This is a genomic window from Nonomuraea fuscirosea, assembly GCF_003001935.1.
Lineage (GTDB): Bacteria > Actinomycetota > Actinomycetes > Streptosporangiales > Streptosporangiaceae > Nonomuraea > Nonomuraea fuscirosea.
In genome coordinates this window covers 1-13,442 of sequence record NZ_PVNG01000059.1, presented here as the reverse complement: position 1 = coordinate 13,442, position 13,442 = coordinate 1, and the positions used below count along the sequence as shown (strand labels likewise).

Genomic DNA, 13,442 nt, shown 5'->3' with positions numbered 1-13,442 from the left:
CTCGGGCCGTTCAAGAATGCCGGACGGGAATGGCGGCCGGCCGGGGAGCCGGTGCCGGTCAACGTCTACGACTTCGCCGAGCCCGCGACCGGGAAGGTGATCCCGTACGGCATCGACGACATCGCGGCCAGCACCGGCCGGGTGAACGTCGGCACCGACCACGACACCGCCGCGTTCGCGGTCGCCTCGATCCGCCGCTGGTGGCACGCCCAGGGCGCACCCTCCTACCCGCACGCCACCCCGGTTGCTGATCACCGCCGATGCCGACGGCGCCAACGGCTGCCGCACCCGCGCCTGGAAGAGCGAACTGCCCGCGCTGGCCGCCGAGACCGGGCTGACCATCACCGTCTGCCACCTCGCAACCGCGGCGTGACCATTCCACCGGTGTTCCGTCAGCGCCGATGGCGGCAAGCGCACCTGTACGGCCAAATCAGCAGGGCGTCGCCCTAGACCCCGCTACGCGCCATTGCCAGGGACACCACAGGCCACTGACGTCACTCTGGGCCGCCCCGCGGCGGCCGCTACCTACGTCCGGCATCTGTAGACAGGTATGTCCCCGGATATCCCACCACGCTCCATCCGCGCATCGTGGAGAGCGAAGGCACTTTAGATGAACCCGAATGCCCGAGGTGAGAACCATGCCCGCAGACACGTGCCTGAGCATTGAGACGAGACCGCTTCCCGCCGTCCCGCCCCTGTCGACTCGCCACGGCAATGGCCAGTCCTGGTGGCGGCGCCTTACCGCCCTGGCGGGCAATCTGCCCCGCAGGGGGGACGGCAGCCGAAGGTCATCATGGACCTTCGCCCCGGCCCTCTCATCGGTTCCCAAGGCCCGACACCAGGCCGGGACTACCGTGCGGCGGTGGGGGCTCCCGAACGAGACCGCCACGACGGAACTTCTGGTCACCGAGGCGGTCACCAACGCGCTCGAGCAGAGCCCAGAGCCGATAAACCTCACCCTGACCCTGGCCGACGGCCTCCTGCGTGGCGCGGTCGAAGACCACGCCACGCAGCGGGCGCTTCCCGAGCAGCCGCACCTGCCCGATCCGACTGAAGAGAGCGGCCGGGGACTGTTCCTGCTGGACGCGCTCGCCTGCTGCTGGGGGGTCGAGTACACCGCCACGGGCAAGATCGTCTGGTTCGAGCTGCCTTGCCGCCCTTCCCAGCGGTCGGATACCACCTGACCGGGCCAGCCCGACGGCAGAACACGCCCACGCAAGCGGACTCGCGACCATTTCATTGGCATCCACATGCCAGACCTCGACCGAATGCCCGTTACGTCCGGCCAGGTCAGGGGCACATACTCGGCATTATGGTCCGACTGGCAACCAAAAGTCCGCACTCCAACCTCCCAGCCGGCGTTGGCGAGATCGTCGGTCGCAAGCACGAGATCGCCGCAGTGAGGCAGCTTCTGTCCGATACCGGGTTGCTGACGCTGACGGGCCCGGGCGGGGTGGGCAAGACGCGCTTGGCGACTCATGTGGGCTCGCACGTGCAACGCGCCTTCCCGGACGGGGTGTGGCTCGTCGAGCTGGCTTCTGTCCAGGACGAGCGGCTGCTGCCCGTCGCCATCACAGAGGCTCTGGAGACGGAGGAAGAGCTACCCCAGCCGTCGACGGAGAGCATGATCGACTGTCTTCGGACCAAGCAGATGCTGCTGATCCTGGACAACTGCGAGCATCTGGTGGAGGCCTGTGCCCGGCTGGCCGACACCCTGCTCAGCGTGGCGCCCAGGATGAAGGTGCTGGCCACCAGCCGCGAATCGCTGGGCGTCCCGGGTGAGACGTTGTTCATCGTCCCGCCGATGTCCATCCCCGGCCCCGACGACAAAGTCAACGAGAATGACGTCGGCCGTTACGACGCCCTAGCCCTGCTGGTCGAGCGCGCGAAGAAGGTCGCACCACAGACCGACCTCTCCTCCCAGCATGCCGCCGCAGCGCAACTGTGCCGTCTCCTCGACGGCATCCCGCTCGCGATCGAGCTGGCGGTGGTGTGGCTGCGGGTGCTGTCGCTGGATCAGATCATCGACCGGCTCGACGGCCGGCTGGACTTCCTGTCTCAGGGCTACCGGACCGCCCTGCCCCGGCATCAGACGCTGCGCGCGGCGGTCGAATGGAGCTTCGACCTGTGCTCGGCCCAGGAGCAGATCCTATGGGAACGCCTGTCGGTCTTCTCCGGTGGCTTCGATCTGGCCGCGGCGGAGGAGATCTGCTCGGCGGAGCCGCTCGGCCGTGAGGACATCCTGCCGCTCCTGGCGGATCTGACAGAGAAGTCCATCGTGACCAGCGAGACCTGCGGTTCCCGCTCCCGATACCGAATCCTGGAAACCCTGCGGCAATACGGCCACGAGCGGCTGGCCAAGAGCGAGGCGATCTCGGCGCTCCACCGCCGTCACGCCGACTACTACCAGCGCCTGACCGGACGCAACAAGACCCGCTGGTTCGGCCCGGACCAGGTCGAATGCCTCACCACGATCGCCCCCGAGCTGCCGAATCTACGTACGGCGTTGGACCATTGCCTGAGTGAGGATCTCCGTATCGAGGAAGCGATCCGGATGTTCACGTCGTTGTATGGGTACTGGCTCTTCTTCGGTGGCCCGGCCGAAGCCCGCCACTGGTTCGACCGCCTGCTCACATGTGAGCAGGCATCCCGGCGGGAACGCTTCGACGTGATGGCCGCGGGCGTGCTTTTCGCTCTCATGCAAGGCAGGCAGGCTACCGCAGAACCTCTGATCGAGGAGTGCCTGTACATTGCCGGGCATAGCGGCTGCGAAGAAGCATCGGCGATGGGAGGGTTCCTGTCGGGACGGCTGACTCTGATGAAGGGCGATTACCTGGGCGCGGTCGAGCTGCTCAAACCGTCCCAGGAGTGGTACGACCACAACCTGGAAAAGATTCCCATCACGAGGGTCTTGAATGACGCGTTCATGCCCGCGCTCGACCTTGCGCTGGCCGCGATCTTCGCGGCAGATCCGCGCGCCGACCGCTGGATCACCCGCTGCCGGGACATCGCCGAGGCGGGGGGTGCACGCGGTGAGATCTCGATGGCGAGGTGGGCCGCTGGCGTCGGGCGCTGGCACGCCGGCGATCTGGAGGAGGCCGCCTCACTTTTGCGCTCCAGCCTGCGCCTGGAGCGGTCGACCGGCTACATCTACGGCCCGGCGTGGACGGTGGAGTCCCTCGCGTGGATCGCCGCCGCCCAGGGCCACGACATGCACGCCGCACACCTGATCGGTGCCGCGGGCACGATGCGGAACCTGCTCGAGGTGTCCCTGGCGGGCTTCCACGCCTACAACGACGCCCACCGAGCCTGCGAAACCTCGGTACGCGAGCGCCTCGGTGAGGAGGACTACGACAAGGCCGTCCGCACCGGCGCGGCGTTCGACATCGACGAGGCCATCGCCTTCGCCTTGCAGGAGCCGGCCGAGCCATCAAGCATGCCCGATCCCACGCACACGTCCGCCCCGGGGCTCGCACCGTCGCAGTCCGTGCTGACCCCACGGGAGCTGGAGGTGGCCGGGCTCATCGCCGAAGGCGTGCGCAACAAGGACATCGCCGCCCGGCTGGTCATCTCCCAGCGCACAGCCGAAGGCCACGTCGAGCACATCCTGGAAAAACTCGGCTTCACCTCACGCGCACAGATAGCCGCCTGGTACGTCAACAACACCACACCGCCACAGAACGAGTGACTCCGGCGAGCACCGGGCGGAATCCTCCCCGCGACGACCGGCCGGGACCCGGGCGGGACGTTCGCGGCGGGCGGGACCGAGCGCGGCTAAGCCCGAGACGTGCAGGGTTCGACCTCGAAACGCAGGCGGTGAATCTCACCATGACACACACGGCATGGCCGCGGGAGAAGGGGAATCTTCCGGCCGATGTGACGGGGATGATCGGCCGCGCTCGCGAGGTGGCGGAGGTCAAGCGGCTGCTGGCCGGCAGTACAAGGCTGTTGACGCTCACCGGTGTGGCCGGGGTCGGCAAGACGCGCCTGGCGGTGCAGATCGGCCGCGAGGTGGCGCGTTCCTTTCCCGATGGGGTGTGGTGGTCCGACTTGAGCTCGTTGAGTGACGGCGATCTGCTGGCGTGCGTCGTGGCTGACGCATTGGGCTTGCGGGATCGTGCCGCGCGGCGATCTGCGGAGACACTGGCGGAATCGCTTCGCGACAAGCAAGCCCTGCTCATCCTCGACAACTGCGAGCATCTAGTACGGGCGTGCGCGACGTTGACGGCGACGCTTCTCGACCGGGCGCCTGGTCTGCGGATTCTGGCGACGAGTCGGCAGAGCCTGGGTCTCAAAACCGAGTCGATCCTGGTGGTGCCACCCCTCGACGTACCAGCGGAGGCCGAGAGCGCTGATGGTGGCGACGTGCGGTGTCACGATGCGGTCAGACTCTTCACCGAACAGGCGCGCATGTCCAACTCGGCGTTCACGATTGACGAGCACAATCAGGACGCCGTTGCGCGGCTGTGCCGTCGTCTGGAAGGAATCCCGCTGGCTCTCGAGCTCGCTGCGGCCTGGGTACGCGTTCTGGGTCCGCAGGAGATCTACGAACACCTCAGCGATCGCTACCGTTTCCTGACGCGGAGCGTTCGCGCCACGGAACCGGCGCACCGGACCCTGCTGACGGCCATGGATTGGAGCTTCGGCCTGTGCGACCCTCCTGAGCAGCTCCTGTGGGCGCGCTTGTCGGTGTTCCCCGCCCCCTTCGACGCGGAGGCCGCCGTGGCCGTCGCCACCGGCGGGCAGCTAACGGATACCAAGGTCGTAGACGCCCTGGCCGGCCTGACCGACAAATCCATCCTGATAAGCGATGCCTGTGATGGACCATCCCGGTACTCCATGCTGGAGACCATCCGGGAGTACGGGGCGGCCAAGCTCGCGGCCAGCGGAGAGGAAGAGCACGTCCGCCGCCTGCACAGGGACCATTATCGGCAGATCAGCGATGCCGCCGCTGCGGGCTGGTTCACCGCCGAGCAGGACACGTGGATCCGAAGAGTCGGGCAGGAATGGCCCCATATCCGAGCGGCGCTGGAGTTCTGCCTCACCCACGAGAGTGAGGTGGAGCGGGGCCTGTCCATGGCTTCAGAGCTCTTCGAATACTGGATTTCCTACGGCGCCCACTCCGAGTTGCGGCGCTGGCTCGACCGCGCCCTGCAAGGTGAGATGTCGGACAGCGAGAGCTCTTTCGCCCTGGCGGTGAACGCCAAGGCGGCGCTGCTCCAGGGTGACGAAGCAGGCGCACGCCGCCTGATGGACGCGTGCATGAAACGGGCGCGGGCCAGTGGCGATGAACGGCTGCGCGGCTTCGTGGAGAGCCTCGCGGGGCTATCCGCCTTCTTGCGAGGGGACCTGCGCTCTGCGGTCGCCCGGCTCCGCGGGACCCTCGACTGGTACGCCAAGGCGTCCCTGGACCAGATCGATCCTCTCGAACACAACAACATCTTTCTGACCTCTCTGTGGCTGTCGATGGCGGCGGCCTTCCACCAAGAGCCGGACTCAGCGAATCTCGCCCGCTCGTGCCGGGAAATGGCCGAGGCCAAGAGCGCCAGAACTCTCCTGGCGTGGGGTTTGTACGCATCGGGCCTGGACAAGCTTCTGGCGGCAGGAGACGCCAGAGCTGCCGGCACGCTCTTCCTGGACAGCCTGCGCCTGCAGCCGGGGACGGAGGACCGCTGGCTCCCGGCCTGGGTCATCGAGGGCCTTGCGTGGGCGTCCGCCGCCGAGGAGCGCAACCTGCCGAGGGCCGCCGCTCTGATGGGCATTGCCGCTGCCTTCCGCCGCACCATGGGCGTGACAATGTCTGCTTTCATCCCCCTTTCTCATGCTCACGACACCTGGGAGACCCACCTGCGCGGCAAACTGGGCGAACAGGCCTACCAGAACACCTATGACAGGTACGCCGAACTCGACGTCGACGAGGGACTCGCCTATGTACTCGGCCATAAGGACATAGGCGCTTCGCCGGCCAGGCCCTCGGCCGCAGCCTCGGTTCTGACTCGCCGGGAGTTGCAGGTCGCCGGGCTCATCACCGAAGGGTGCAGCAACAAGGAGATCGCCTCCAGGCTGACGGTGGCCCAGCGGACCGCGGAGGCGCACGTGGATCACATCCTCGGCAAGCTCGGCTTCAACTCTCGTACGCAGATCTCCGCCTGGTACCAGAAGGAGGTCCAGGGAACACCTGAACTCTTGTAGGCCATCGCATCCACCGCTCGCACGATAGGGCGATCCCCTGCCAGCGGCCGACTCCGACGTGCACGACCACTGGCATCAGGATTGCCTCGTCAGGAGCTTCGTCTACCGACTGTCTGTGGGGCCTGGCCCTCTGGCTGCACAACCCATGATCAGGCGCTGGGGAGCAGTCCACGATCATGATCGTGGACTGCTCAGCCTCGACTGGCGACTGCCCGCGCCAAGCTCCGCCCTCGTCGCGTTCTGTGCCGGGATAGGACTGTCTGGCCATCGCGGCAGCAGCGCGCGGTGACGTCCACGGGGGCACGCCGTCCCTGTGGATCACCCCACGGACTCGCTGGTCAAGACCGGGAACGTACGGTAACTAAGGCACCTTCCAGTACCTCTGAGCTCTCTAATATGGAGGCCGTGCCCCTGGCCGCACAGGTCATCGTGACTTCGGCACATTCCTGCCAACAGGATCGAGGAGTACCCAGCTATGTATGTCCTTGCCGCCGACGAGACCGGTGGGCCCGAGCAACTGCGGCTACGCCAGCTCCCGGACCCCGCGCTGAGCCCGGGGCAGGTCCGCGTGAGCGTCACGACGATCGGCCTCAACTTCGCGGAACTCGTCCAACTGTCCGGCAGCTTTCAGATCCCCGCTCCTGACCTGCTCGTACCCGGCTTCGAGCTGGTCGGCGTCGTCACCGAGACCGCGCCCGACGTGACCACGATCGCCCCAGGACGGAGAGTGATCGCCCTGGTGAGCTGGGGCGCCTATACGGACCAGCTCACTGTGGATGCCACCCACGTGCTGCCGATCCCCGACGACATGGACGACCTGACAGCCGCGGGCTTTCCCGTCTCCTACGCCACCGCGCACGTCTCGCTCCTGCACCGGGGCGGACTCAAGCCCGGCGAGACGGTAGTGATCACTGGCGCGACGGGCAACGTCGGTGAGGCGGCACTGCAGGTTGCGCGGGCCGCAGGCGCCCGGGTTATCGCCGTCGACCGCTCGGGTGCATTGACGCCGACCGTCGCTGATCACGTCCTCCCGCCCGAGGGGCTGGCCGATGCCGTACGGTCGCTGACCAGGCAACACGGCGCCGATCTCGTCCTGGACCTGGTGGGCGGTGATCTCACCCGTGAGCTGATCGCCGCACTGGCCTGGGAGGGACGGCTCGTCACTGCCGGTTTCGCCAGCGGCACCATTCCCACCGTCAGCCTGCTGGACGTACTGGTGGGCAATATCGCCATCATCGGCAGTGACATCGCCAGCTATGCCAGCTGCGATGTCACCGTCGCCATGCGGGCGTTGAGCCAGTGCCTGGCCTGGCACGCCGAGGGCCGCCTCACGCCGCGCGTGCCCGCAGCCTTCGCCTTCCCCGAAGCGCCCAAGGCACTCGCTCTCATCGCCGAAGGCACCGCATCTGGCAAACTCGCCCTCGACCTGACCGTCCCCTGGTCAAGCGATCTCCGGTGATATGGGGGGGGTGGTTCCGCCTTCTACGGCCACAGCGCTCAGATCGCAGTCAGGCCTTGTCGAGGGTGATGCCGAGCTCGACCATGGCGGGCGAAGGGGGGCCGCCTTCCGAGCGTTCCGTCTTGCGGCCCGGGCATCGAGGTGCCAGCGTCCGTGGGTCGATGGCCTCCACGGGTGCTCCTGTGGAGTAGAACCCTGTGGGCTGCTGGTCACGGTCGTGAGGAGCCAGCCAGAAGACGCGACGGCGGAACGTTCCGGAGGCTGGCGATCCTTTCGCTTCCGGACCGAGCACCGCGTAGCCGACCATGCGGCCGTCCCGATGGTAGGCGGGTTTGCGACGGCGGCTCGGCAGGCGATCGAGGCTCTGCCGTACATAGTCGAGTGCCTCGATGCTCTCCAGCCACACCAGCTCGGTCTCGTGCATGAGGTCGTCGGGTTCGATCGAAGCACTCATCGCGGCAGCCCTTCACTATCGAGATCGGAGATCAAGCCGAGCCCTGGATAGAACTTGCGAGAGTTGGACAGGAGCATTTCCTTTGGTGAGGCCATCCCGAGTGTGTCTCGTACCCGTGAGGCGAATGCTCGAGCCGACACTGGGGTGGCTCCTTCGCTTCCGCACCAATGAGTGTATGCAGTGTACAGGTGTGCCTGTTCCGCGCGCAGCGTGGGGCCGAGCTTGCATGCCTCCGTAATGAACCGTCCAACCACGTCCTCCGTCGCCTCATATGCGTCGGTGGCAAGTCGTACCCGCTGTGGACCGGACAAATCTCTTTGACCGCTGAGATAGCGGCGGGCTCCGTCGACTAGCCAGGCGAGGATCCCTGCGCCCTCCTCCTGGACGAGGATGCGCGCCAGATTGTCGATCTTGTTCTCTTCCGCCACCACCCGCTCGAACGGGATGAGTCGCAGCCTCCGCCAGAATGCAAAACCGCCCGTGGCGACCTCGGGACGATGGTTACCGAGCAACCACAGGTGATGCGTGGGGTCAAAGCTGAAGAAGTCCTGGCGCATGCGACGCGCCTTGATCTTGTCACCACCGGTCAGCAGTTTGACGCGTGCCTCGTCGAAGCGGTCGCCCGGCTTGAGCTCGGAGCAGACGACGATGCGGCGACCGTGCAGTTCGGCCAGGTCGGTCGGATGCCCATCGAAGGCTTTAGCCATGAGAAATCCGGGCGGAGCCGCGTCCGCGTAGTCCCCCATGAGCTGCAGCATCACCTCGACCAGGACCGACTTGCCATTCTTGCCCTGCCCATAGAGGAAAGGCATCACCTGGGCGCCGACGTCTCCGGTGATCGAGTACCCCAGCAGGAGATGGAGGAAGTCGATCGTCTGCAGGCCATCGCTGTCGTCGCCGAAGGTGTCCTTAAGGAAGCGATGCCATCTTGGCGTCGGTGCGGGCTCGGGTGAGAGCGTGGTAGAGCGCGAATGCAGATGTGTGGCCGGGTCGGGGGGTGTCATGCGACCAGTACGGAGGTCCACCACGCCTGCCGGCGTGCACAGGGCGTACGGGTCGGCGTCGAGCATGGCGGGCGGCAGCACCATGCCGGGCGCGGACTTGGCCTGAGCCAGCAGGGCGTTCATCCCAGTCGTCGACAGTGCCCTGCGGCGATGGCGGCGAAGCTCGGCCGAGGAGTAGCGCCCGCGCGCGTCGAACACCGCCAACTGCTCCGCCATCTCCCCCGCTGCCCACAAGATGGCGTCGCTCTCGTCCAGCACCCAGCGGTGCCCCGCCCATCGGAACCAGCCCATGCCAGGCACATGCCTGAAGTCCCTGCCGTACAACCCCACGAAGAGCTTGGCGTTGCCGCGGTCGGTCAGCGAGTCGGGGAACAGTCCGTTGCCCGTGGCGAAAAGCTCCTCCGTCACTCGCGCCCGCGAGACGGGCTTCTCCTCCGAAGCGGCGGACAGATCAAGGATCTGCTGTGCTGCGGCCACCGGGTCGAAGCCCCCCGGGCTGGTTGAGGGGGTCATGGTCGTCCTTGAGGGTGGTACGGGCCGGCGGTCGTGCCGCTTGCGATGAGCTCGGGGTGGAAACGGCTCCTAGAAGGGCGTGCGAACCTGGTGTGCTCGGGAATGACCACTCTCGTACAAGCTCCAGGAACACCGCCGACATGTACGGCCATCCGCAACCATCGGGCAGCAGGGACTCTGCGGTTGAGTGTTATCGGGGCGTTCGGCCACGCTCGGGGGGGACAATCCCAGACATCGGCCAGCGACTGACGGAAGGCGAGTCGGGGATGGTGACCGTCGTGGCGAAGTCGCTGCCTCACATGATCCCTTCCCGTAGTGTGCTCGGCTGCGGCTTGGCTGGGGCCGCAGCCTGCGGACTCATGTCGAATGTTGGTGGAGCTGGGCGACTGAAGCGACTGAAGCGACCGGGACTCGAAGACGGTAGTACAGACTAGCCGACACCCTGCGCGGAGCATGGTATTGCTCCGCTGGGACACGACAGCGACCGAACTTTGAGCCGCCTGTGGCGGTGGTGCTTGGATCGCTGGCATCGAAACTGAAGGAATCCCTGGTCGAAGCTGTTGTGCGTGGAAGGTCAGCGACTGAAGCTACCGACAGTCCCTACTTATGACGCCATCTGCAAGAAGCAGTAGAGGCGATATATACCCCCACCCAGCGTCGCTTGGGTCGCTCCCGCCTCAAGATCATGACGCTGACCTGGTATTTTGCTCAGCGACTCAACGGACAGCGACTGAACCGAGCGAGGTTCCCCAGCCTCTGGTTATCCCATCCCGAATGGCAGGATTCCGTCGCACATGTGCAGAAGATGACCTATTGCCGACTGGTCGGCAATAGGTCATCTTCATCGACCGGGCGATGTCCCTTGGAGCGGTGTAGTTCGGCTCTGGCGTGAGGCTCTACGGTTTTGACCATGCCGTCATCAGTTCGGTGCGCGCCACCTCCTGCCCGTCGGCGCTCGATATGGTGAGCAGGGTCACGGGGCTTCGGACAAGTAGCGGCGTCGGCGACCTGCCATTTTTTGTGCGCTGCGACCAAGACGGCGCCGACCAGATCTTCTTGCGGCACACAAGCGCGAACGCGGTGAAGGCGAGGATGTCGGCGGCGGCCATCTCGGCCGACACCACCGTCTCAGCGAGATCGGGAGGGTGCCGCCTACAACCGCGGCGACATCGCAGCCGTCCACCGCGCCCGCGCCGCGGCGTTGAGCAAGCAGGATTCCACGGGCGCTGCGGTGCCGGACTTCCTGGCGTCCGGGTGGCCGCAGGGCGTACCGGTATCACTGCGTACGCTGCAGCGGGCGTTTCGGCGCCATCGCCTGCCCGGCTACCAGCCGCACCGCAAGGGCAAGATCGAGCGACTGCACCGCACGATCGACCAGACGCTGCTGTGCACCTGCCGGGCTCTCACCGAAGGTGCGCGCGACGCTGCGGGAGGCTGTACGGGCCGCTAACCCCTGGGCCGGCCGACGCGGATCGCCCGCTTCTCCGGCTGGGCGGCCTGGTACAACACCGAGCGGCCGCACCAGATGCTGGACGGCCGTACGCCTCTCCAGCCGTGGCAGGACGACCACAGCGTGCGCACCGCAGCGACGCCGCCGCCCTGCCACACCTACTGCTGGCCTCCGGCGAGCGCACCATCGGCGAGGACGGCATCCATTTCCGTACGTTCGCCTCCATCGCGCCGGAGCTGCAAGGTCACGGCGGGCAGAGGGCGGTGGTGCGGTACATGCCGTACGACGACCGCTCGATCGAGGTGTACCTGGATGGGGCGGACCTGTGCACCGCCCTCCCGGGCAACCGGCTCACCCCGCCCAGCAGGACGTCTTTCGCGGGCACACTCGTGCCGAGGCCAAGGCTCTGGCCGCGAGCGGCGCCGGCCTACAGGGTGGGCCATCGGCGAGCTGGCCCCGCTCACCGGTGCCGGGCCCGCCGGATCATCGGCGATCTGATCGACCACCTGGCCACCGGCGTCGTGCACGGCTGCGCCGGCACCGGCAAGACGTTCGCGGTGTAGGCGGTGCTGGAGGTTCTGCGCGCCGGACCGGACCGTGAGGCCGGACCCGGCGCGCTGACGCTGACCTTCACCAGCAAGCCCACCATGCGCCTGGTGGCCCAGGAACTCCTCAAGGCGCTGACCGGCAGCGCGCCGCGCGACCGCAGCCGCTTCTACCTGATCGCCGCTCTGATAGACCTGCTGACCGGGCCGCCCCGGCTGCTGGTCATCGACGAGGCTCAGCGGATGAACAGCGACTGCCTGGAACAACTACGCCACCTGCACGACCACCCCGACACCCGCTTCGCGCTGCTGTACGTCGGCGGGGACGGCTGCTGGGAGGTGCTCTCGCGCGAGCCGATGCTGCGCTCGCGGGTCTTTCGCCGGCTGCCGTTCAGGCCCTCGACCGCGACGACGTCCCCGCGCTGATGCGCCGCTACCACCCCATCTACCACCCCATCTACCACGACGTCGCCGACGCGCTGCTGCTCGACGTCGACGACACCTACGCGCACGGCACCTTGCGCCTACGCGCACGGCACCTTGCGCCTACGCGCACGGCACCTTGCGCCTACGCGCACGGCACCCTGCGCCTACGCGCACGGCACCCTGCGCGACTGGGCCGCCCTCACCTATACTGGCGCCGACCTGTGCCGCGAATCCGGCCGCGTGGGTATCGACGCCACCATCGCCGCCAACGCCTACACCCTGCTCAGCGGAGACGTGCCGTGGATTCGACGGCCAACCCCCGCCATCGACCCGGTGCCGTCCGGGTGTCGTGTCATGTTGGTCGACAACACCGACGACGACCCGGCCGCCAGCCGCCACATCAACGCTCTCGACCGGCCCGGCGGCAGCCGCGCCGTCGGGCGCCCCACGCCCGGCGCCGACGACCTGGACCCCCTGGGGCTGGACCTGCTGGTGGCCGTTGGTAGGCACCCGCCCGCCGCGAACGCGTGGTCATACATACCTGGCCGATCGCCGCCTCCTGACTGGCCGGCCAGGCCGTCACCGACTTCATCGTCGACTGCGCACACCGGCCACCAGCTACGGCGCCAGCCCGCACAGCCGTGCACCTGCAGGCCACGCCGTGGCTGCTCCGTCGGCCCGCAAGACACTCTGTCCCGGCCGCGCGCTGGTCCTGTCCGGCATCTACCTGTCCTACAGCACCGACGCGCTCGGCTGCGCCCCGGCCCAGCGGCTGCCCGGCGACCTCACCGGCCGTATCAGTGCCCGCCTGCATGCCACCTGCCGCGCCGACGCCGCCGCGCGGCGCCCGCGCTGGCCCTGCACCTCAACCACGCTGGCACCCACTTCGCCGCGCTGACCCGGGCCATCAACGCTGTGCGTAGCCCGATCTACACCACTGGACGGACCCAGCGACCGAAGCGACTCAGTTTTAGAATTAGTCAAACGAACGAGTGTCGAAGAAGAGGAGAGACGGTACCGCTCCTTGGCGGGTCGCGTCGCTTTGATCGCTGGCATCGGCAATCTGGCCGCTTGGGCGGAATCCGGTCTCCACGCGAGTGGTCCATGAGCCGGGACTGGTGCGCGACAACCCTCGTGAGGGGTGATAGCTCTTCATCGGCTCTGGCCCACTTTCGGTGGTGACGGGAAAGTGGTTAGCCGAGCAGGATGTGATGACGGAGGAGTGCGGAGCCGGTTCGCCCGTACATCTGCCTCTTGATCATTGTCGTTTTGGTGTTGACGCCTTCGGTGCCGCCGTTGTGGAACGGGAGGGTGAGGGCGGCGTGGACGGCGGCCCGGTCGTCGTCCAGCCCGCGGGTGAAGGCGTGCAGGTGGGGCAGGTCGGCCTGACGTGCTTGTT

Annotated in this window: 11 protein-coding genes and 1 pseudogene; 8 read left to right on the top strand and 4 right to left on the bottom strand. The window is 67.1% G+C overall.

Annotation, left to right across the window (positions count from 1 at the left end):
- The 5 genes and pseudogenes from B0I32_RS55455 to B0I32_RS55435 form a co-directional block, all read left to right on the top strand.
- Nucleotides 1–355: pseudogene (locus B0I32_RS55455) on the top strand (ISAzo13-like element transposase-related protein); the annotation flags it as partial.
- A gap of 283 nt (nucleotides 356–638) precedes the next feature.
- On the top strand, nucleotides 639–1,184 hold the full coding sequence (locus B0I32_RS55450; RefSeq protein ID WP_181308930.1) for an ATP-binding protein: 546 nt from the start codon (nucleotides 639–641) through the stop codon (nucleotides 1,182–1,184).
- Between the two features lie 128 nt (nucleotides 1,185–1,312).
- Nucleotides 1,313–3,688, top strand: a complete 2,376-nt coding sequence (locus B0I32_RS55445) for an ATP-binding protein (RefSeq protein ID WP_146178760.1) — start codon at nucleotides 1,313–1,315, stop codon at nucleotides 3,686–3,688.
- 128 nt (nucleotides 3,689–3,816) lie between these two features.
- Entirely contained in the window at nucleotides 3,817–6,192 is a 2,376-nt protein-coding gene (locus tag B0I32_RS55440) for an ATP-binding protein (RefSeq protein ID WP_146178759.1), read from the top strand.
- A gap of 475 nt (nucleotides 6,193–6,667) precedes the next feature.
- Complete coding sequence (locus B0I32_RS55435) at nucleotides 6,668–7,651, top strand: NADPH:quinone oxidoreductase family protein (RefSeq protein ID WP_106253504.1); 984 nt, start codon at nucleotides 6,668–6,670, stop codon at nucleotides 7,649–7,651.
- A 49-nt stretch (nucleotides 7,652–7,700) separates the two neighbouring features.
- Here B0I32_RS55435 and B0I32_RS55430 read toward each other — a convergent pair whose 3' ends face one another.
- The 3 genes from B0I32_RS55430 to B0I32_RS57315 form a co-directional block, all read right to left on the bottom strand.
- A complete protein-coding gene (locus B0I32_RS55430; protein WP_106253502.1) occupies nucleotides 7,701–8,105 on the bottom strand; it encodes a DUF6009 family protein in 405 nt (134 codons plus the stop codon).
- A complete protein-coding gene (locus tag B0I32_RS55425) occupies nucleotides 8,102–9,622 on the bottom strand; it encodes a DNA primase family protein (RefSeq protein ID WP_106253501.1) in 1,521 nt (506 codons plus the stop codon). Before B0I32_RS55425 ends, B0I32_RS55430 begins: the two co-directional genes overlap by 4 nt.
- 896 nt (nucleotides 9,623–10,518) lie before the next feature.
- On the bottom strand, nucleotides 10,519–10,743 hold the full coding sequence (locus B0I32_RS57315; RefSeq protein WP_181308927.1) for a hypothetical protein: 225 nt from the start codon (nucleotides 10,741–10,743) through the stop codon (nucleotides 10,519–10,521).
- 433 nt (nucleotides 10,744–11,176) lie between these two features.
- Here B0I32_RS57315 and B0I32_RS59440 point away from each other — a divergent pair, with 433 nt between their 5' ends.
- The 3 genes from B0I32_RS59440 to B0I32_RS58650 all read left to right on the top strand — a co-directional run bounded on the left by B0I32_RS59440 (nucleotide 11,177) and on the right by B0I32_RS58650 (nucleotide 12,941).
- A complete protein-coding gene (locus B0I32_RS59440) occupies nucleotides 11,177–11,635 on the top strand; it encodes a Mu transposase C-terminal domain-containing protein (RefSeq protein ID WP_219912548.1) in 459 nt (152 codons plus the stop codon).
- A gap of 3 nt (nucleotides 11,636–11,638) precedes the next feature.
- Entirely contained in the window at nucleotides 11,639–12,043 is a 405-nt protein-coding gene (locus B0I32_RS59435) for an AAA family ATPase (protein WP_219912547.1), read from the top strand.
- Nucleotides 12,044–12,704: 661 nt separating this feature from the next.
- Nucleotides 12,705–12,941 (top strand): hypothetical protein, encoded by a 237-nt coding sequence (locus tag B0I32_RS58650; RefSeq protein ID WP_181308932.1) that lies wholly within the window; start codon nucleotides 12,705–12,707, stop codon nucleotides 12,939–12,941.
- A 295-nt stretch (nucleotides 12,942–13,236) separates the two neighbouring features.
- Here B0I32_RS58650 and B0I32_RS55415 read toward each other — a convergent pair.
- The coding region (locus tag B0I32_RS55415) for a transposase (protein WP_146178757.1) at nucleotides 13,237–13,442 on the bottom strand (206 nt) is incomplete at its 5' end.